Below are 17,679 nucleotides of genomic sequence, written 5' to 3'. Positions count from 1 at the left end.
TCAGTTCCCTTCGAGCGGGTTGCGGGCCATGCGGGCGGCGAGGTCGTTGCGCATCGCGGCCGCGGCCGTACTCTCCGGCTTGCGGGCCGCTTGGTCGCCGAAGCAGCGGAGGAACTCCGCCACCAGGTCCAGCCGCGGGTGCCGTTCGAGCACCTCCGCGCGGAAGTCCGCGGGCAGGTCCGCGACGTCGCGCCCGGCGATGTCGGCCGCCGCGGCCCGCGACAGCAGGAAACCCTCGGGATCCTCGGCCGGGTCGACCTCCGCCTGCATGTGCCGGACGATCACCTCCGCCAGCCGCGCCCGCCGCTCGGGCGGCCAGCCGGCGCCGGCGGCGAACACCCATGCCACGTGCCCGCCGGCCACCTCGAACGGCTTGGTGTGGCTGTCGAATTCCGCCGCGAGCCCGACATCGTGGAGCATGGCCGCGACGAACAGCAGCTCGGGATCGAAGCCGACGTGGTGGACGTCGCCGAGCGCGACCGCCCAGGCGTACACCCGCATCGAATGGTTGAACAGGGTCGGCGTCGAGTACGCCGCCGCGACCTCGGTGGCGTGCCCGCAGGCCGGGCCGCCGGGCAGGATGAGTTCCATACCCGCAGCGTACGCCTTTCATTACGACCAGGATCTGTAACGTAACTGACGCCGGAAGCGGGCCGCGGGGAGATCCCCGCGGCCCGGGGTGCTCAGCGTCCGGAGAAGTTCACGTCACTGCAGAAGTAGTACGACTGGTCGAGGTGGCTCGCCTGCCAGATGGTGTAGACGATGTGCCGTCCCGTCCGGGTGCCCGCGTTCACCGCAACCTGGTACTGCCCCGCCTGCGCGTAGCGGCCCGTCTGGGCGACCAGTTCGAGGTTGCCCCAGCCCAGCCGCTGGGTCGCCGGGTCGAAGCCCTGCTTGGTGATGTACACCAGCAGGTAGTCCGCGCCGTGGCGGGCCTGGTCGGTGATGGTGAGGGTGAACCGGTTGTCCTTGTTCGCCATCTGCCACGCGCCGACCGTGTCGAGGGCGTTGTACCGGGGCGCCTGCGTGCGGCCGCCGCTGCACAGCGTCCCGTCGGGGATCGCGCCCTGGTGGTTGCCCTTGACGCCTTCGCGGTAGAGCCCGTTCCAGTTCCACATCGCGTTCGGGTCGGCCTGCCAGGCCTGCCAGCACATCGGGTCCTTCGTCGCCATCGTGGGGTTCTGGAAGTCGCTGCCCCAGCGGTTCCAGCAGCCGTAGTTGCGCGACGGCGGGTCGGTGGCGGACCCGTGCGCGTCGGCGACGCCGGTGAGCACACCGCCCAGCAGCACGGCGGTCACGGCCGTCACCAGCAGGGAGAGCAAGGTTTTGCGTCGGGGAACCACGCTGTCCTCCTTCGTCGAGGCCGGTTTTGGGAGCGCTCCCAAGGTCGTGCCGGACGACCATACGTGGCCGCGTCCGCGCCTGGCCACCACCTGGCCTCCGGAAACCGTTGCGAGACAGCGCTTTCCGGCACGGAGGTGAACTGAACGGTCACTGAACGGCGGAAGACGGCGAACTCCGGGCCGCCCGATCGGGCCCGGGCCGGGAACGCCCGGTGAACGCGGCGCGGCCCGGCTGCTCCGCACGGGTGTATCCGGAAAAATTCTCACCGGAGGGCGGCCACGGCATCACAACGAGAGGAACTCGCCGCCTGCAGCAGCTGCGCCCGCGTCGGCGGGCGGCGGCGCCGGACCTCCTCCAGGAAGCCGGACACCGGCCGGCGGAATAGGCCGCAATCGTCGAAGTGCGCCGGGACCGCGCGCCGCGGCTCCAGCAGGTTCAGCAGGTCGGCCCCGCCGCGTGGTCGAGGGTGACCAGCACGCCGAAGGCGCGGGTGCCGCCGAGGGCCGGGGCGCGGCCGGGCCGCGCCCCGAACCCGCGGCTCAGCTCTGGGACCGCACGTTCTCCCGGGCCTCCTGCGCGCGATCGGTGACGTCACCGGTCGCCGAGCGCGCTTCGTCCTTGACCGTGGACGCCGCTTCGGCCGCTTCGGACTTCACCGACTCGGCCGCCTGCTGCGCGGGCTCGCGCAGGTTCTCCTTCAGCTCCTCGGCCGCGTGCTGGGCCACCGGGGCCACGTGCTCGCGGGCGAGGTCGGTGGCCTGACCGGCGAGGCGGCGCTCCGGCTCGCTCGCGGGCAGCAGGGACGACACGAGCCAGCCGGCACCGAACGCGATCAGGCCGGCGGCCAGCGGGTTGCCCTGCGTACCACGCCGGATCGACTCCGGGGCCTCGCCGACGGCGTCGGCGGCGGAACTCACCTTGTCCCCGGCCGCCGAAGCGACCGAGCCGACCTTGTCGCCCGCCGTCGACGCCTGATCGGACGCGGTGCCCATGACGCGGTCGCGCGCGCTGCCCACCGCCGAGCGCATCCGGCCGATGCGCCGTTCGACGATCCGGCCCGGAGTCACCTTTTCGGTGAGGGCGTTCACGTCGGTGCTGAGATTGCGTTGCGTGCTTTCGATTTCACGGCGGAGCCGCTCCGGTTCGGTCATGCTCGTTCGCCTTTCAGTGCGTCCGGGACCTGCTGCAGGGTCTCGACGGTGCGTTCGGGTTTCGGGTTGACGCGGCGGACTTCACGCCGTCCCGTCGCGTAGAGCACGGCGCCGGCGATCACCCACACGACGGCCACGATCAGGGCCGCCCAGCCTGCGTCCAGCACGTTCGCCAGGCCCTGCCACAGGGCGATGGAGAGGAACAGCACGACCATGTAGCCGGCGAACCCGGCCCCGCCGAGCATGCCCGCACCCTTCGCGGCCTTGCCCGCCTCGGCCTTCACCTCGGCCTTCGCCAGCTCCACCTCCTGCCGCACCAGAGTGGAGACGTCCTTCAGGACGTTGGACATCAGCTCGCCGACCGAGGTGTCGGCGACGTCGACGGGTTCACCGGCGCGGGGCCCGGGTGCCTGGGTCATCACGGCACCTGTCCCGGCGCGGAGTAGCGGGGGCTCGGCTGAGGGAGACCTTCCGGCGGCTGCGGCGCGCCGTACCCGCCGGGAGCCGCGCCCGGTCGGCTCGGCTGGGGCAGGCCTTCCGTGGGCTGCGGCCCGGTGTAGCCGCCGGGAGCCGCAGATCCGGGCTGGGGGCTGCCTTCGATGGGCTGAGGCGCGGCGTAGCCGCCCGGGGCCGCATGGCCCGGCCGCGGCAGGCCCGGCTGGTCACCCTGCTGAGGCACCGGCGGTGTCGCGGCGGGGCCGGCGTGCGGCCGCGGCGCGCCCGCCTGGCCGTTCGGCGAGCTTTCTTCCTTCTGCTGCGCGACGACGCCCCGGGTGAGCCGCCCGACGAGGGCGCCGGCGACGGCCGCGCCGACCAGGAACGTACCGGGACGGCGGCGGGCGAAGCGCCGCACCTCGCCCAGGAGGTCGCCCGGCTCGCGGTGCTCGAGCCAGTCGGCGACCGACCGCGTCCGGTCCGAAACCTGGCGCGCGACGTCGCCGGCGAGGCCGGGGGAGTCGGTCTGCTCCGCCATCCGCTCCAGCTGACCGGCCAGCTGGTGGAGGCTTTCGGCCGCCTTCTGCTGGCCGTTCTTGGCCTGCGACTCGAGCTGTTCCCGGCCTTCGCGGAGCAGATCGCGCGCTTCTTGCTGGGCGTGCGCGGCCACGTGTTTCGCTTGGTCCGCGGCCGTTTGCGCGACTTCGCCACCGCGGTCGGCGGCGGTGGTGGCCACCTCGCGGGCCTCGTCCTTGGCCGTGTCCGGCATCGACGGCGAGCCGTTGCCCGGTTGCTGCGGCGGTGACTGACCGCCGGGTCCCTGCGTCATCTCGACCTCCTGCGGGAGAGGCACTTCCGCGCCTTCGTGGGTGCCGATGGTGTCCATCGGCCTGGTAAGGCGGCTGGCTACCCGGGTGGCCGGGGGATAAACCGGACGGCGTCGCCGCCGGTCAGCACCGACACCGCGTCGCGGAGGGTGCCCGGCGGCCGGCCGGGCCCGGCCAGGACGAGCCGCGGGAGCCCGCCCGGGGGAGTCACCGGGCGGCTGCTCCACAGCACGACCGCGGCGGGCCGGACGCGGTCGATCGCCTGGCGCAGCGCGGTTTCCGGCACCGACGCGCCGAGGAACAGCGCCTCGCGGCCGTGCTCGGCCAGCGCCGCGCGGAGGGCTTCCAGCGGCAGCGTGTGCCGCTCACCGTCCACACAGGCCAGCAGCACCGCGGGCGCGGCACCGGCCGGCGTGGGAATCCGGTGCAGGGCGGCGGCGACGGCCCAGGACAGCCCGTGCACGAGGTCGACGCAGCGGTCGGCGTCGGGGCCGCAGAGGGCGTTGAGCGCCGGCCGGCAAAGCTCGTCCCAGGTGGCCAGGACGCCGCGGCCGGCCAGGTGCGCGTCGAGGAGCGCGGCCGCGGTGTCGAGCTTCAGTTCCCGGACGGCGGCCAGCAGCGTGCCCACGTCGGTCGCGTTCGGGTGGAACGCCTGTGCGGCCGCGCTTTCCGCGCCGAGACCCTGCCCGATCAGGTGCTTCATCCGGAGCAGTGCCTCGATGTCCGCCTGCCCGTAGCGGCGATGGCTGCCCGGCTGGGGCGCGGACAGCGGGAGGTCGTACCGCCGGTGCCACGCGCGCAGCGTGGACGGGGGCAGGCCGAGCATCCGCGCGACCGCCCCCGCCGTCCAGGTGACGGCGGGGGCGGTCGCGGGCGGGTGCACCGGCAGTCAGCTACCGGGGCGGGCCACGTCGCCGCGCCAGGCGCCGGTTTCGCGGCTACCGCGTTCCTCGATGAAGGTCTTGAACCGGCCGAGGTCGCCCTTGACGCGGCGGTCGAGGATGCCGAGCTTGTCGGCGACGTTCTCGATGAAGCCGTCCGGGTCGATGTCGAGCTGGGCGGTGACCCGGGTGTGCCGGTCGTCGAGGCGGTGGAACGTCACGACGCCCGCGTGCGTCGGGCCGGAGTCGGCCTTCCAGGCGACGCGCTCGTCCGGGTGCTGCTCGGTGATCGTCGCGTCGAACTCGCGGGTCTGCCCGCCGACACTGATCTTCCAGTGGGTGTGGGTGTCGTCGAGCTGCCGGATCTCGTCGACGCCCTCCATGAAGTGCGGGAAGGACTCGAACTGCGTCCACTGGTTGTAGGCGGTCGTGACGTCGGTCTCGACGTCGACGGATTCGGTGACGGTGCTCATCGCTGCCGTTCCTTTCTTCGGGTCGGGATCGTCCGTCCTTCGGTTACCCGGCAAATCGATGACAAAACGATGCAAGCGCTCTAGGGTCGGCAGCGACGGAAGGAGCACCCGTGACCTACGACGGGACGCCCGCGCTGACGGTGCGGGTCCGCGCCGTGCCCGAAGCCGTCGTCGTCGCGGCGGCCGGCGACCTGGACCTCGGCACCGCGCCGGTGCTGCGCGCCCGGGCGCGCTCCGCGCTGGACGGCCGGCCGGGGGCGCTCATCGTGGACCTGGGTGCGATCACCTTCTGCGGCTCGGCGGGGCTGCAGGTCATCGCCGAACTGGTCGCCGCGACGGCGGACGTGGAGGTGCCGTTTGCGGTCGTCACCGGCCGGCGCCAGGTGCTGCGCGCGCTGCAGGTCACCCGAATGGACACCACGCTCGCGCTGCACCCGACGGTCGACGGCGCCTGCGCGTGGCTCCGGCAGCGGCCCGTGAACGGCGGTTAGGGCCGGCCCGGTCGCGGGTAGTCCCCTGCCATGGAAGCGGAGGCGCTGCTGCAGAGCCTGACCCGCGTCGTGACCACGCTCGAGGGCACCGGCATCCGGTTCGCCGTCGCCGGCGGGCTGGCCGTGTACGCCCGCGGCGGGCCGCCGTCGGACCACGACGTCGACCTGTTCCTCAAGCCCGGCGACGCGGACCGGGCGGCGGAGGTGCTCACCGCGGCCGGGCTGCGCCGCGTGCACCCGCCGGAGGACTGGCTGACGAAGGTCTACGACGGCGACATCCTCGTCGACCTCATCCACGGCCCCAACCACCGGCCGGTGACCGACGAGCTGCTCGACCGCGCCGCGCTGATGCGGATCGGGTCCACCGCGGCGCCGGTCGTCTCCGGCACCGACCTGCTGGTGGACAAGCTGCTCGTGCTGAGCGCGCACCGGTGCGACTTCGCGCCGCTGCTGCGGATCGCCCGCGACCTGCGCGAGCAGGTCGACTGGACCGACGTCGCCGTGCAGGTGTCGGCGTCCCCCTACGCCCGGGCGTTCCTGACGCTGCTCGGCGACCTGGCCGTGATCGACCCGAAGGAGGCACTCGTGCCCGAACCGCCGCAGTACCTCGTCGCCCGGCTCAGCCGGGCCCTGGCCGAAGACCCCCGCACCGCCGAGCTCGGCGTGCACGTGACCGTGCGGGGCGAGCACGTCCACCTGACCGGGGAAGTCACCTGTCCCGCGCGGAAGGTGGAGGTGGACACCGTCGTCGGCGAGTACCTGACCGGGGAGCTGGTGCACAACGACATCCGGGTCGCCGACGTCCGCGAACCGGCGAGCGCGGAGGAGATCGGCCGATGAGGATCGCCGCGGTCGGGGACGTGCACCTGGGCGAGGACTCCCGCGGCCTGCTCCGGCCGGCCCTGGAACACCTGGCGGGCACCGCCGACGTCCTGCTGCTGGCCGGGGACCTCACCCGGCACGGCACCGTCGAGGAAGCCCGCGTGGTGGCCGACGAGCTCGCCGGGCTCGGCGTGCCGATCGCCGCGGTCCTCGGCAACCACGACCACCACAGCGACCTCGGCGAAATGATCTCGAACCTGCTCCGCGAGACCGGCGTCGAGGTCCTCGAGGGCGACGCGGTCCGGTTCGACCTGCCGGACGGCTCCCTGGGCGTCGCCGGCGTCAAGGGCTTCGGCGGCGGATTCGCCGGCAAGTGCGCCAGCCGGTTCGGCGAGCGGGAGATGAAGGACTTCGTCGAGCACACGATGCTGTCGGCCGATTCGTTGCGCAAAGCGTTGCAAACCCTCGACACGGACGTCGTCGTCGCGCTGACGCACTACGCGCCGATCCCCGGGACGCTGCACGGCGAGCCGCCCGAGATCCACCCGTTCCTCGGCTCGTACCTGCTGTGCGAGCCGATCGACGAGGTGGGCGCGGATCTTGCGTTGCACGGTCACGCGCACTTCGGATGCGAACAGGGCGTGACCCCCGGCGGGGTGCGGGTGCGGAACGTGGCGCAGCCGGTGATCCGCAAGGCGTACGCGCTCTACGAACTGCATGCGGCGGAGTTGCCGACGCGCCGCTGACGAGATTGCGTGCGGGGTCGGCTCTCACTTTCCCACCCTAGCGTTAACTGTCACCTTGGTGAGGCATTTAAGTGCCACGCTGATGTGACAGATCAACATAGGGACAGGGAGGTCACCCGGCCAGCAGGGCCCGGACTCTCGTCAGCACCGGGCGTTCGCCGGCCGCGGCCAAGATCTCCTCGGCCGTGTGCCGGCACTCCCGGGCCGCGTCGGGGCCGGTTAGGGTCAGGCGCGCCCGGCCGAGCACCACGAAAGCGTACGCCTGCCCCCGAACCGCTGGTTGCCCGCCTCGCGCGCCACCGTCACCGCCAGCCGGGCCGCGGGCCACGCTGCCTCGAGATCGCCGGTCACCCGGTGCACCGCGGCGAGCCGGACCAGCGCGTCCGCCTCGTCGTCGCGGGAACCCAGCTCTCGCAACGCTTCCAGTGCCTCGGTGAGCACAGCACCCAGGTTGATCAGGCCGCCGGTTAAAGCCGGGCAAAACCGGCTCGGGCAGCAGCCTGCCGCGGCCTGGTCGGCCTTTCCGATCGTGTCAGGGTGTTCCCAAGCGCCCCAAGGCGGCCTTCGGTGCGTCAGACGCACCCAAGGCGGCCTTCGGTGCGTCTGACGCAACCAAGGCCACATTGGGACGCTGGGACCAGCCGCGACATCGGTTGACGGGAGTGCCGGCTCAGGCGGCGAGCTGCCTGGCCGCGGCGAGCACGTGCGGGGCCAGGCCCTCGGCGATCACGGCGTAGCCGGCCGAAGAGGGGTGGAACCGGTCGGCGGAGAACAGCGCGGGCTCGGCGGCGAACCGGGCGGCCAGTTCGGGGCCGGCCGTGGCCACCGCACCCCCGGCCCGGATGGCGGCTTCGGCCTGGGCCTGCGCGTAGTGGCCGCTGGCCGCCGAGATCAGCTGCCGGTAGGGCCCGGGCACCCGGGCCACGATCCCGAGGTCGGGCGCCGGCACCACGATCACGCGGGCGCCGGCGCGGACCAGCCGCGCCACGGCGTCGTGCAGCTGCCGCGCGCCGACGGCGGGGGAGACGAACCCGGCGAGGTCGTTCGCGCCGATCACGATCAGGGCCAGGTCCACGCCCTCGCCGAGAACGACGCCGACCTGGCGTTCGAGGTCGGCCGAGCGGGCGCCGGGCACGCCGGAGTTCCGCAGGTGGACGGTGTGGCCCGCGTCGCGCAACCGCCGGGTGAGCCGCCGGCCGAGGGTGTCGTCCTCCCGGGTGCTGCCGACACCGGCCGCGAGCGAGTCGGCGAGGACGCAGAATCTGAGTGGTGAGGTCATCACCGGGTACAACGTGGCCGGGCCGCCGTTGTTTCCCGGCGGGCTGGAGGCCGCGGTGATCAAAAGGGTGCTGGTGGTCGTCGTCGTGGCCTTGGTGCTGCTGCCGGCCGCCTTCTGGGCGGTCCAGCGGCGGCTGATCTACCTCCCGGACCCCGGGCCGGTGCCCGCCGCCGCGAGCGTGCTCCCCGGTGCCGAAGACGTCCGCCTCCGCACCGCCGACGGCCTGGAGCTGGGCGCCTGGTACCTGCGCCCGGCCGGGCGGGACCCGGCCGCGACGGTGCTGGTCGCGGGCGGCAACGGCGGCAACCGGGCGGGCCGGGCCCCGCTGGCCGCGAAGCTCGTGGCGGCCGGGCTCGCCGTGCTGCTGCTCGACTACCGCGGGTACGGCGGCAATCCGGGCGACCCGAGCGAGGACGGCCTGGCCCTCGACGTCCGCGCGGCCCACCGGTTCCTGACCGAGGACCGGCGGGTGCCGCCCGGGCGCCTGATCTACTTCGGCGAGAGCCTCGGCTCCGCCGTCGTGACGGAGCTGGCCCTCGACCACCCGCCGGCGGGCCTGCTGCTGCGGTCGCCGTTCACCGACCTGGCGGCCGTCGGCGCGGAGGTCTACCCCTACCTGCCGGTGCGGCTGCTCCTGCGCGATCGCTTCCCGGTCAAGGAGCAGGCCGCGCGGCTGCGCGTTCCGGCGGTGGTGGTCGTGGGCGGTCGGGATTCGCTCGTCCCGCCGTCCCAGAGCCGCGAGGTGGCGGCCGCGGCATCGGCCCGGCTGGTCGAGATCCCGGGCGTCGACCACAACGACCCGGTGCTGCTCGACGGTCCGGAGCTGGTCGAGGCGGTGCTGTCGCTGGTACCGCGCTGAACCTGGTCCTGGCAGACCCAGGCGGGGCCGGGCCTGGTCCGGTGCGCCCGGCCGCCGCAGGATCGAAGCCATGACGAACAGCATGAAGGCGGTCACCATCCCCGAGTTCGGCCCGGCCGAGGTCCTGCGGCTCGACGCCGTGCCGGTTGCGGAGCCCGGACCGGGCGAGGTCTCGATCGACGTCGCCTACGCCGGCGCCAACTTCGCCGAGGTCCTCTACCGGCAGGGTGTGGTGGACGTCCCGCTGCCTTTCGTACCCGGCATCGAGGTCTCCGGCCGGATCCGCGCGCTCGGCGAAGGCGTCGAGGGCCTGTCGGTGGGGCAGCCGGTCGCCGCGTTGACGATCGTGGCGAGCGGGGGCTACGCCGAGGTCGTCACCACCGCCGCCGACCTCGTCGCGCCGCTGTCCGGGACCGGCCTCGACGTGGCGGCCGCGGTGCCGTCCAACAGCACCACCGCGTTCCTCGTGCTGGAGCGGGTGGCGCGGCTCGCACCCGGCGAGCGCATCCTGGTGCACGCCGCCGCCGGCGGGGTCGGCAGCCAGCTGGGCCAGGTGGCCCGCCTGCTCGGGGCCGGCCGGGTGGTCGGCACGGTCGGGAGCGAAGCGAAGATCGCCGCCGCGAAGGCGTTCGGCTACGACGAGGTCGTCCTGCGCGACGAGGTCGAGGGCACCGGCGAGTTCGACGTCGTGGTGGACATGGTCGGCGGGCCGGCGCGCCGCGCGAGCCTGGACCGGCTGGCCCCGATGGGCCGCCTGGTGGTGATGGGCAACGCCTCGGGCGCCGAGGACGTCGGCATCTCGGCGAACGAGCTGTGGTTCACCACCAAGACGGTGTCGGGCTTCAACCTCGCCGCGTTTTCCGCCGTGGCGCCGGACACCGTGGGCCGGGCGCTGCGCCGCGCCGTCACGGCCGTCGCGGACGGCACCCTGCGCGTCGACGTCGAAAGCCTGCCGCTGGCGGACGCGGTGACCGCGCACCGCCGCATCGAATCCGGGGCGACGACCGGCAAGCTCGTGCTCCGGGTGCGGTGAACGGCGTCAGCGGCCCATCGTCTTGATCAGCTCGGACAGGTCGACGACCTGGTCGGCGGGCGGCGGCTGGATGTCCACCGGCGTGCCCCAGTCGCGGTAGTCGGTCGCGCCCGTGGCCGGGCCTCCCTCCGGGAACCCGGTGGACATGTCGATGGTCAACCGCGCGGGCCGCCGCGCCGCGTCGAGCCACAGCTCGGCGGGGAGCTTGGCGGTGGCCGCCTTGGCCGGCTTGCCGTCCAGGGGCGGTACCGCGAACTCGGGGAACAGCTCCGGCGCCTTCGCGGTGTCGAGCTCGAGGCGGTAGTGGTTGACCGGCAGGTCGCCGAGCCGGGTCTGCCCGGCCGACACGAGCCGGCCGGTCCGCTCGATCGCCACCAGCGCCCGGCCGAGATCGGGCACCTTCACGATTGTCGGAACCCCTGCACCGGCCGCCTGCGCGATCGGGTCGGCGCTGTCCGGATCGGTACCGACCCACTCCTTGCCGAGCACGCTCGACGGCGAGTGGGTGAAGGTCTTCTTGCCGATCACGCGGACCTCGCTGCCGTCGACCACCATCGTGAGGCGGCTGCCGCTGCCGTCGAAGCTGAGGGAACCGCGGACGTTCGAGGTGGCGGCGCCGAGCACGAAAGTCGAGGTGAAGGCGGCGGACGGCGCCTCGGCGATCCCGGCGCGCGCGGCCGCCACGAGCTGGGCGATGTCGGTGACCGGGGCGGTGAGTGTCGCGGGAGCCGTCGGCGGCACGCCGCCGGGGCCGGGGTCGCAGGCGGTCAGGACCAGTGTCGCCGCGGCGATGGCCAGGCCGGTCTTCCGCACGGTGCCCCCTCGATGTCGTGATCGGGGGAAGCTATCGGGTAAAGGTCACATTCGGGGCCTTCGGGTGTGACGTGTGTCCGCCTTGAGACCTCGGCCGCATCGCGCATAATGACCACTGACCGACTGCTTGGTATGTGCCGGGCACCACACCCGAAGGAGACACACTGCCGTGAACTCGTTCAAGGATCGCGTCGCGATCGTCACCGGGGCCAGCCGGGGCATCGGCCTCGGGATCGCGAAGACGCTCGTCGAGCGCGGCGCCAAGGTCTGCCTCACCGCGCGCAAGCCGGAGGCGCTCGAAGAGGCCGTCAACTCCCTCGGCGGCCCGGACGTCGCCATGTTCGTGGCCGGCAAGGCCGACGACCCCGGCCACCAGGACGAGACGGTCGCCAAGACGATCGAGACCTTCGGCCGGCTCGACTACCTGGTCAACAACACCGGCATCAACCCCGCCTACGGGCCCACCCTGGACATCGACCCGGCCGCCGCGGCGAAGATCTTCGGCGTCAACGTGCTCGCGCCGCTGGGCTGGACCAAGCGCGCCCGCGACGCGTGGATGGGGGAGCACGGCGGCGCCGTCGTCAACGTCTCCTCCGTCGCCGGGATCCGTGCTTCGCCGGGCATCGGCATGTACGGCGTCAGCAAGGCCGCGCTGATCCGGCTGACCGTCGAGCTCGGCGCCGAGCTGGGGCCGAAGATCCGGGTCAACGCCGTCGCGCCGGCCGTGGTCAAGACGCAGTTCGCGACCGCCCTGTACGAGGGTCGCGAAGAGGAGGTCGCCTCGGCGTACCCGATGAAGCGGCTCGGCGTGCCGTCCGACATCGCGGGGGCGGTGGCGTTCCTGCTGTCCGACGACGCGGGCTGGATCACCGGGCAGACGGTGGTCCTCGACGGCGGCGTGACCCTGGGCGGTGGCCTGTGACCGGCGTCGTCGTCACCGGGGGCGGCGGCGGTATCGGCGCCGCGCTGGCCCGCCGCTTCGCCGCCGATGGAGCCCGGGTCGTGGTGGCCGACCTCGACGGCGACAAGGCCGCGGAGGTGGCCGCCGAAGTCGGCGGGACGGCGTTCGCCGGCGACGTCGCGAGCCTGGACGGCGTCACGACGCTGATCGACAGCGCCCGCTCGGCACTCGGCGAGATCGACGTCTTCTGCGCGAACGCGGGCATCGCCCCCTTCGGCGGCGCGGAGAGCGGCGAGGAGGTGTGGGCGCGCACCTGGGACGTCAACGTCATGTCGCACGTCCGCGCGGCGAACCTGCTGCTGCCGGCGTGGCTCGAACGCGGTCAGGGCCACTTCGTCGCGACGGTGTCCGCCGCCGGCCTGCTGACCAGCCTCGGTTCGGCGCCGTACTCGGTGACCAAGCACGGCGCGCTGGCCTTCGCGGAATGGCTGTCGGCGACCTACCGCCACCGCGGCATCACGGTGCAGGCGATCTGCCCGCAGGGCGTGCGCACGGCGATGCTGGAGAGCACCGGCACGGCGGGGCAGCTGCTGATGGGCGCGTCGGCGATCGAGCCGGAGCAGGTGGCCGACGCGCTGTTCGCGGCGATGGCGGACAAGCGGTTCCTGGTGCTGCCGCACCCGGAGGTCGCGGGCTACTACGCGGCGCGCGCCACCGAGACCGACCGGTGGCTCGGCGGGATGAACAAGCTGCAGCGCAAGGTCGAGGAGGCGGTCGGAGAGCTGTGAACTGAAAGTTTCACGCGACCGGGATTCCTTTTCCCAGCAAGGTTCCCCGGCCTGTTGACAGCTCCTTCGCGGCGGTTCCAGCATCGGGCCTGCTGACCGCCGGAAGGAGTCGCGTGATGATGAGGAAGGTTCTGGTGGCCGTGGCCGCCGCGGTGCTCGTGCTGGGTTCGGGCGGGGTGGCCGCGAGCGAACCGGCGCAGCAGCCGGCCGTCGCGACGGCGGGCTGTGGCAAGGCACCGACGCTCACCAGTGGCACCCGGACGATCCAGACCAGCGGGAAGAACCGCAACTACATCCTGCGGATCCCCGACGGCTACGACCGGAACCACCCCTACCGGCTGATCTTCGGCTTCCACTGGCTGGGCGGCACCTCCACCGACGTCGACACGGGCCGGACCGTGCAAACCGGCACCTGGGCCTATTACGGCCTGCAGCGGCTCACGAACAACAGTGCCATTTTCGTGGCACCGCAAGGGTTCAACAACGGCTGGGCGAACTCCGGCGGCGAGGACGTGACCTTCACCGACGACATCATCCGGCAGGTCGAGGGTGACCTCTGCGTCGACACGACCCAGCTGTTCTCCGTGGGCTTCAGCTACGGCGCCGCCATGAGCTACTCGCTCGCGTGTTCGCGGGCGACGGTGTTCCGCGCGGTGGCCGTGCAGTCCGGTGGGGTGCTCAGCGGGTGCAGCGGCGGCACGCAGCCCATCGCCTACCTCGGCGTGCACGGCTTGCGGGACAACGTGCTGAGCATTGCGGGCGGCCGGTCGCTGCGGGACCGGTTCGTGGGCAACAACGGCTGTACCGCCCAGAACCCGCCCGAGCCGGCGCAGGGCAGCCTGACGCACCGGGTGACGAGCTACGCGGGCTGCCGGGCCGGGTACCCGGTGCAGTGGGCCGCGTTCGACGAGGGGCACATCGCCGCCCCGCAGGACGGGGCGACCGGCGACAGCGGGTCGCGGACCTGGGTGCCGGCGCTGGTGTGGCAGTTCTTCTCGCAGTTCGGCTCCACCACCCCACCGCCCGACGACCCGCCGCCGGGAACCGGGGCCTGCCGAGTCGGCACCGTGGTCAGCGCGTGGAACACCGGTCTGACCGAGAACATCACCATCACGAACACCGGCTCGGCCGCGGTCAACGGCTGGTCGCTGGTGTTCACCCTGCCCGGCGGCCAGACCATCACCTCCGGCTGGAGCGCCGGCTACTCGCCGTCCTCCGGGCAGGTGACGGCGAGCAACGTCGCCTACAACGCCGAGATCGCGGCCGGTGCGTCGACCACCATCGGCTTCCAGGCCAACCACACCGGCAACACCGCGGCCGCGACGTCGTTCACCCTCAACGGCGCACCCTGCACGGCCGCCTGACCGGGCACCGCGACGCAGGCAGGCCGGGTAACGGAACGGCGTCCCCCGTCGACTGACGGGCGGGGGAGCCGGGGGAAGCAGCCGGATCCAACCGCTCCGATCGCTCTGCCGGGGAGGACGGATCGAGATGAGTGGCCTGCTGGACGAACTGAGGAAACGGGCCGACGCCAACGCGCGCGCCGAACTGGACGCCTACGAACGCGAGCTCCCGGAATACCGGATCCGGGCCGGCGATCCGCGGTCCCGGGCCGAAACGCTGGATTATGCGGTGTGGTTCCGCCGCCACACGGTCGAGCTGGTCTCGGAAAGCCGCCGGCTGTCCGAGGAAGATCTTTCCTTCATCGGTGACATCGGGCGGAAACGGGCCGAGGACGGGTTTTCCACCGGCGCGGCGCAACGCGTCCTCGCCTTGCACGCGACCCTGATGCTGCGCGAGATCAACGAAGTCGCCGAGGGGGAGGACCTGGCGGAGCTGCTGCACCTCACGGCCTGGTTCGGCGAGCAGGGGGCCCGGGGCAGCGGCCGCTACCTCGACGGGTACCTGGCCGCGCAACGGCTCCGGCTTTCGGTGCGCAAGCGGCTGCACGACCTCGTCGACCTGCTGCTGGCCGGCGATCCGTCGGCGCCCGGCCTCGCGCGTGACCTCGGTGTCTGCCTGCACGACCACTACGTCGCGGTGGTGCTGCGGTTCCCCGGCCGTCCGCCGGGCCCGGGCGGCGACTCCGACGACCTCGTCGAGTCGGTGTTCAAGCTGCACGCCGTGCCGCTCGCCTGGCGGCGGCCGGACGAGCTGCTCGCGCTGCTGCCCGCGTGTCCCGCGCGGGAAGCGCCGGCGGACGACGCGCTGCCCGTGGTGCGCGACATCGCGGAGGCGGTGCAGGCGGCCTGCCGCGTCGGCGTCGCGACCGGCCCGGCGGGCAAGCTGGCGGAGACGGTGTCCGTGGCGTGCCGGGTGGCCGAGGTCGCGCCGGTCCAGCGGATTCCGCAGGTGCTGCCCGGAATCGGGGACGTCTTCGTCGAACTCGGCGTCGTCCGGGTGCCCGAGGTGGACGAGTGGCTCCGCGACGTCGCACGGCGGCTGGCGAACGGCCCGGACCTGGTGACGACCCTCGACGTCTACTACCGCAACGACATGAACCGTCTTCGCGCCGCGGTCGCGCTGCACATCCACCCCCGGACCCTCGACTACCGCCTCCGGCGGGTGCGGGAGGTGACCGGGGTGGATCCGGTTACCACGAAGGGAATCCGCATCCTCACCGCGGCCGTCGCCCGGCTGCTGGCCGGCGCGTGGGCCTGATTGCGCTTCGTGTCAACCCGGCCGTCGACGGCGGGCACGGGTTTGCGCGGTGTGACAACGAATTTTCCGGGTGTGCTCGCTACGCTCGCCTGCGTTGCCGCCCACGGAAAGGGAGTCAGAGCAGATGTCGAGATTTCGATCCCGTTTTGCCGCGCTCGCGGGCATCGGTGCCGCCTTTTTCCTGACGATCACGGGGATCGCCACGGCTGCGCCCGCGTTGCCCGCCGCCGCGCTCGCGTCCTGCCCCGCCGGTTCGGTCTGCCTCTACGAACACAAGGACTTCGGGGGGACCATGCTGGTCATCCCGGCCGGCGACGCCTACCCGGACCTGCGCGCCTTCGCCTGCCCGGGATGTCGCAGCTCCAAACACAACAACAACAACGGTACCTGGTCCGATCAGCTGAGCGCGTGGGTCAACAACACCGGCCAGGTGTACTGCTGGTACTGGCACGAGGGCTACGTCGGCCGCGACGCCACGCTCATGAGCGCCGGCACCGCCCTCGGCTACGTCGGCAAGGACCCGAACGACCAGGCGTCCTCCATCGGCCCCTGCTGAGCCGCCGCCGGGGTCACGTCTTCGTGGCGCGAAGGCGTGACCCCGCTTCGGTGTAGGCGACGTCCTTCCCGGTGCGTTCCCAGAGCGGGTCGGCGCACTCGAGGCCCTCGGCGGACAGCTGCCGCTTGAGCACCTTGAACGTCGACGTCCGCGGGAGCTCCCGGACCGTGCGCACGTACCGGGGCACCTGTTTGGGCCCCAGATCGGCCTGGCCGGCGAGGAACCGGCCGAACTCCGCGGGGTCCGGGCCGGTGCCGTCGGTGACGATGGCGGCCATCACCTGGTCGCCGGTCACCGGGTCGGGCACCGCGTAGACGGCGGCGTCGGTGATCGCGGGGTGTCGCAGCAGGATGCGCTCGATCGGTGCCGTACCGAGGTTTTCCCCGTCGACGCGGAGCCAGTCGCCGAGCCGGCCGGCGAAGTAGCAGAAGCCGGCGGCGTCGGCGTAGGCGAGGTCGCCGGTGTGGAACCGGCCGTCGCGCAGCCGCTCGGCGTCGGCTTGCGCGTCGCGGTAGTACCCGGCGAACCAGCCGGCGCCCGTGGTGTTGACCAGTTCGCCGACGGCGTCGGCCGCGTTGACCAGGCGGCCGGCGGCGTCGAACTCGGCCGGGGGACACGGGCGGCCGGTGTCCGGGTGCAGGATGGCCACGTCGCCGGCCGGGCGGCCCAGTGAGCCGGGCGGGGTGTCGTCGGTGCGGGCGAACCCCACGCCGCCCTCGGTGGAGCCGAACGCGTCGACGACCTTGCAGCCGAAGCGGTTCTCGAACGCGACCAGGTCGGCGCTCGCTCCTTCGTTCCCGTAGACGAGGCGCAGCGGGTTGTCCGCGTCGTCCGGGCGCGGTGGCGTCGCGACCACATAGGACAGTGGCTTGCCGACGTAGTTGGCGTAGGTCGCGCCGAACTTCCGCACGTCGGGCAGGAAACCGGAGGCGGAAAACCGGCGGCGCAGGGCGATGGTCGCACCGGCGGCGAGCCCGACGGCCCAGCCGGCCATGACGGCGTTGGAGTGGAACATCGGCATCGTGACGTAGACGGTGTCCGATGTGGACAGCCGGAACCGCTCGGCGAGCATGGCGCCGGGGAACGCGATCTTGCCGTGGGTGCAGCGCACGGCCTTCGGGTCGCCGCTGGTGCCGGAGGTGAAGATCAGCATCAGCAGGTCGTCCGCGGCCGCGGGGACCGGCTCGATCGGGTCGTGCGCCGGGGCCTGGGATTCCAGGTCCCGCACGGCGATCCCGCCGAGGTCCAGCTCGGCCAGCAGGGGCCGGTACTTCCGCTCGGCGAGCACGAACTGACAGTCGGCGAGCCGGATGTCGCGCGCGAGCGCCTCGCCGCGCCGGGTGGGATTGAGGCCGACCAGTACCGCCCCGGCGAACGCGCAGGCGCCCAGGAGGACGGAGAACGCCGGGACGTTGTCGGCCAGGATGCCGACGTGGGGCGGTTCGTCCGGGCGCAACGCCGCGCGGAGGCCGCCCGCCCAGCGCGCGGAAGCCCGGACGTGCTCGGCCCACGACCACGTTTCGTCCTCGAACCGCAGGCCCGGACGCTCGTCGCCGGCGCGGGCCTGCAGCAGCTCGGTCACCGTCGGGACGCTCATCCGCGCACCTCCAGGCCATGGC

General features: G+C 72.9%; 22 protein-coding genes. 10 read left to right on the top strand and 12 right to left on the bottom strand.

Going from position 1 to position 17,679, the window contains the following annotated elements; translation table 11 throughout:
* The 7 genes from ACLJQF_RS03595 to ACLJQF_RS03565 form a co-directional block, all read right to left on the bottom strand.
* The gene (locus ACLJQF_RS03595; RefSeq protein WP_410606749.1) at nucleotides 1-591 is read right to left on the bottom strand and encodes an HD domain-containing protein; all 591 of its coding nucleotides are present in this window, start codon (nucleotides 589-591) and stop codon (nucleotides 1-3) included.
* Nucleotides 592-683: 92 nt separating this feature from the next.
* Nucleotides 684-1,343, bottom strand: a complete 660-nt coding sequence (locus ACLJQF_RS03590; protein WP_410606748.1) for a lytic polysaccharide monooxygenase — start codon at nucleotides 1,341-1,343, stop codon at nucleotides 684-686.
* A 540-nt stretch (nucleotides 1,344-1,883) separates the two neighbouring features.
* Nucleotides 1,884-2,495 carry a DUF3618 domain-containing protein gene (locus ACLJQF_RS03585; RefSeq protein WP_410606747.1) on the bottom strand — a complete coding sequence of 204 codons (612 nt, stop codon included), beginning with the start codon at nucleotides 2,493-2,495 and terminating at the stop codon, nucleotides 1,884-1,886.
* Nucleotides 2,492-2,914 (bottom strand): phage holin family protein, encoded by a 423-nt coding sequence (locus ACLJQF_RS03580; RefSeq protein ID WP_410606746.1) that lies wholly within the window; start codon nucleotides 2,912-2,914, stop codon nucleotides 2,492-2,494. The genes ACLJQF_RS03585 and ACLJQF_RS03580 overlap by 4 nt, the downstream gene beginning before the upstream one ends.
* The gene (locus ACLJQF_RS03575) at nucleotides 2,914-3,759 is read right to left on the bottom strand and encodes a hypothetical protein (protein WP_410606745.1); all 846 of its coding nucleotides are present in this window, start codon (nucleotides 3,757-3,759) and stop codon (nucleotides 2,914-2,916) included. Before ACLJQF_RS03575 ends, ACLJQF_RS03580 begins: the two co-directional genes overlap by 1 nt.
* Before the next feature lie 77 nt (nucleotides 3,760-3,836).
* The gene (locus ACLJQF_RS03570) at nucleotides 3,837-4,640 is read right to left on the bottom strand and encodes a MerR family transcriptional regulator (protein ID WP_410606744.1); all 804 of its coding nucleotides are present in this window, start codon (nucleotides 4,638-4,640) and stop codon (nucleotides 3,837-3,839) included.
* 6 nt (nucleotides 4,641-4,646) lie between these two features.
* The gene (locus ACLJQF_RS03565; protein WP_410606743.1) at nucleotides 4,647-5,111 is read right to left on the bottom strand and encodes an SRPBCC family protein; all 465 of its coding nucleotides are present in this window, start codon (nucleotides 5,109-5,111) and stop codon (nucleotides 4,647-4,649) included.
* 110 nt (nucleotides 5,112-5,221) lie between these two features.
* Between ACLJQF_RS03565 and ACLJQF_RS03560 the strand changes: the two genes are divergently transcribed.
* Genes ACLJQF_RS03560 through ACLJQF_RS03550 form a run of 3 tightly spaced genes read left to right on the top strand, consistent with a single transcriptional unit; the run spans nucleotide 5,222 to nucleotide 7,170 of the window.
* On the top strand, nucleotides 5,222-5,602 hold the full coding sequence (locus ACLJQF_RS03560) for an STAS domain-containing protein (RefSeq protein ID WP_410606742.1): 381 nt from the start codon (nucleotides 5,222-5,224) through the stop codon (nucleotides 5,600-5,602).
* A 30-nt stretch (nucleotides 5,603-5,632) separates the two neighbouring features.
* On the top strand, nucleotides 5,633-6,442 hold the full coding sequence (locus ACLJQF_RS03555) for a nucleotidyltransferase (protein WP_410606741.1): 810 nt from the start codon (nucleotides 5,633-5,635) through the stop codon (nucleotides 6,440-6,442).
* Nucleotides 6,439-7,170 (top strand): metallophosphoesterase family protein, encoded by a 732-nt coding sequence (locus ACLJQF_RS03550; RefSeq protein WP_410606740.1) that lies wholly within the window; start codon nucleotides 6,439-6,441, stop codon nucleotides 7,168-7,170. Before ACLJQF_RS03555 ends, ACLJQF_RS03550 begins: the two co-directional genes overlap by 4 nt.
* A 112-nt stretch (nucleotides 7,171-7,282) precedes the next feature.
* On the opposite strand, the gene ACLJQF_RS03545 is transcribed toward ACLJQF_RS03550, so the two are convergent.
* The 3 genes from ACLJQF_RS03545 to ACLJQF_RS03535 form a co-directional block, all read right to left on the bottom strand.
* Complete coding sequence (locus tag ACLJQF_RS03545) at nucleotides 7,283-7,417, bottom strand: hypothetical protein (protein ID WP_410606739.1); 135 nt, start codon at nucleotides 7,415-7,417, stop codon at nucleotides 7,283-7,285.
* Nucleotides 7,396-7,611 carry a hypothetical protein gene (locus ACLJQF_RS03540; protein ID WP_410606738.1) on the bottom strand — a complete coding sequence of 72 codons (216 nt, stop codon included), beginning with the start codon at nucleotides 7,609-7,611 and terminating at the stop codon, nucleotides 7,396-7,398. The genes ACLJQF_RS03545 and ACLJQF_RS03540 overlap by 22 nt, the downstream gene beginning before the upstream one ends.
* Nucleotides 7,612-7,840: 229 nt before the next feature.
* Nucleotides 7,841-8,449, bottom strand: a complete 609-nt coding sequence (locus tag ACLJQF_RS03535) for an SGNH/GDSL hydrolase family protein (RefSeq protein ID WP_410606737.1) — start codon at nucleotides 8,447-8,449, stop codon at nucleotides 7,841-7,843.
* Between the two features lie 55 nt (nucleotides 8,450-8,504).
* Here ACLJQF_RS03535 and ACLJQF_RS03530 point away from each other — a divergent pair, with 55 nt between their 5' ends.
* Together ACLJQF_RS03530 and ACLJQF_RS03525 are read left to right on the top strand one after the other, a co-directional pair.
* Nucleotides 8,505-9,308 carry an alpha/beta hydrolase gene (locus tag ACLJQF_RS03530; protein WP_410606736.1) on the top strand — a complete coding sequence of 268 codons (804 nt, stop codon included), beginning with the start codon at nucleotides 8,505-8,507 and terminating at the stop codon, nucleotides 9,306-9,308.
* A 70-nt stretch (nucleotides 9,309-9,378) separates the two neighbouring features.
* A complete protein-coding gene (locus ACLJQF_RS03525) occupies nucleotides 9,379-10,341 on the top strand; it encodes a quinone oxidoreductase family protein (RefSeq protein WP_410606735.1) in 963 nt (320 codons plus the stop codon).
* A 6-nt stretch (nucleotides 10,342-10,347) separates the two neighbouring features.
* On the opposite strand, the gene ACLJQF_RS03520 is transcribed toward ACLJQF_RS03525, so the two are convergent.
* The gene (locus tag ACLJQF_RS03520; protein ID WP_410606734.1) at nucleotides 10,348-11,154 is read right to left on the bottom strand and encodes a hypothetical protein; all 807 of its coding nucleotides are present in this window, start codon (nucleotides 11,152-11,154) and stop codon (nucleotides 10,348-10,350) included.
* Nucleotides 11,155-11,323: 169 nt separating this feature from the next.
* Here ACLJQF_RS03520 and ACLJQF_RS03515 point away from each other — a divergent pair, with 169 nt between their 5' ends.
* From ACLJQF_RS03515 to ACLJQF_RS03495, 5 genes are all read left to right on the top strand, one after another.
* Nucleotides 11,324-12,076, top strand: a complete 753-nt coding sequence (locus ACLJQF_RS03515; protein WP_410606733.1) for an SDR family oxidoreductase — start codon at nucleotides 11,324-11,326, stop codon at nucleotides 12,074-12,076.
* Nucleotides 12,073-12,843: an SDR family oxidoreductase gene (locus ACLJQF_RS03510; protein ID WP_410606732.1), complete on the top strand. Its 771-nt coding sequence runs from the start codon at nucleotides 12,073-12,075 to the stop codon at nucleotides 12,841-12,843. Before ACLJQF_RS03515 ends, ACLJQF_RS03510 begins: the two co-directional genes overlap by 4 nt.
* A gap of 116 nt (nucleotides 12,844-12,959) precedes the next feature.
* A complete protein-coding gene (locus ACLJQF_RS03505; RefSeq protein ID WP_410606731.1) occupies nucleotides 12,960-14,207 on the top strand; it encodes a cellulose binding domain-containing protein in 1,248 nt (415 codons plus the stop codon).
* A 127-nt stretch (nucleotides 14,208-14,334) separates the two neighbouring features.
* The gene (locus tag ACLJQF_RS03500; RefSeq protein WP_410606730.1) at nucleotides 14,335-15,504 is read left to right on the top strand and encodes a PucR family transcriptional regulator; all 1,170 of its coding nucleotides are present in this window, start codon (nucleotides 14,335-14,337) and stop codon (nucleotides 15,502-15,504) included.
* Nucleotides 15,505-15,628: 124 nt separating this feature from the next.
* Nucleotides 15,629-16,060, top strand: coding sequence for a peptidase inhibitor family I36 protein (locus ACLJQF_RS03495; protein WP_410606729.1), 432 nt, complete (start codon nucleotides 15,629-15,631; stop codon nucleotides 16,058-16,060).
* A 13-nt stretch (nucleotides 16,061-16,073) separates the two neighbouring features.
* On the opposite strand, the gene ACLJQF_RS03490 is transcribed toward ACLJQF_RS03495, so the two are convergent.
* Entirely contained in the window at nucleotides 16,074-17,657 is a 1,584-nt protein-coding gene (locus ACLJQF_RS03490; RefSeq protein WP_410606728.1) for a long-chain-fatty-acid--CoA ligase, read from the bottom strand.
* Nucleotides 17,658-17,679: the final 22 nt, after the last annotated feature.

Origin of the sequence: Amycolatopsis sp. lyj-109, from assembly GCF_046548995.1 — a bacterium.
Classification (GTDB): domain Bacteria; phylum Actinomycetota; class Actinomycetes; order Mycobacteriales; family Pseudonocardiaceae; genus Amycolatopsis.
This window is presented reverse-complemented; position numbering and strand designations above follow the sequence as displayed.

Excerpts from the sequence above, each read along its gene's own strand:
- ACLJQF_RS03585 (WP_410606747.1), bottom strand. The coding sequence starts at position 2,495 with ATGACCGAACCGGAGCGGCTCCGCCGTGAAATCGAAAGCACGCAACGC.
- ACLJQF_RS03575 (WP_410606745.1), bottom strand. The coding sequence starts at position 3,759 with ATGACGCAGGGACCCGGCGGTCAGTCACCGCCGCAGCAACCGGGCAAC.
- ACLJQF_RS03550 (WP_410606740.1), top strand. The coding sequence starts at position 6,439 with ATGAGGATCGCCGCGGTCGGGGACGTGCACCTGGGCGAGGACTCCCGC.
- ACLJQF_RS03595 (WP_410606749.1), bottom strand. The coding sequence starts at position 591 with ATGGAACTCATCCTGCCCGGCGGCCCGGCCTGCGGGCACGCCACCGAG.
- ACLJQF_RS03555 (WP_410606741.1), top strand. The coding sequence starts at position 5,633 with ATGGAAGCGGAGGCGCTGCTGCAGAGCCTGACCCGCGTCGTGACCACG.
- ACLJQF_RS03495 (WP_410606729.1), top strand. The coding sequence starts at position 15,629 with ATGTCGAGATTTCGATCCCGTTTTGCCGCGCTCGCGGGCATCGGTGCC.
- ACLJQF_RS03490 (WP_410606728.1), bottom strand. The coding sequence starts at position 17,657 with ATGAGCGTCCCGACGGTGACCGAGCTGCTGCAGGCCCGCGCCGGCGAC.
- ACLJQF_RS03565 (WP_410606743.1), bottom strand. The coding sequence starts at position 5,111 with ATGAGCACCGTCACCGAATCCGTCGACGTCGAGACCGACGTCACGACC.
- ACLJQF_RS03505 (WP_410606731.1), top strand. The coding sequence starts at position 12,960 with ATGATGAGGAAGGTTCTGGTGGCCGTGGCCGCCGCGGTGCTCGTGCTG.
- ACLJQF_RS03580 (WP_410606746.1), bottom strand. The coding sequence starts at position 2,914 with ATGACCCAGGCACCCGGGCCCCGCGCCGGTGAACCCGTCGACGTCGCC.
- ACLJQF_RS03535 (WP_410606737.1), bottom strand. The coding sequence starts at position 8,449 with ATGACCTCACCACTCAGATTCTGCGTCCTCGCCGACTCGCTCGCGGCC.
- ACLJQF_RS03500 (WP_410606730.1), top strand. The coding sequence starts at position 14,335 with ATGAGTGGCCTGCTGGACGAACTGAGGAAACGGGCCGACGCCAACGCG.
- ACLJQF_RS03525 (WP_410606735.1), top strand. The coding sequence starts at position 9,379 with ATGACGAACAGCATGAAGGCGGTCACCATCCCCGAGTTCGGCCCGGCC.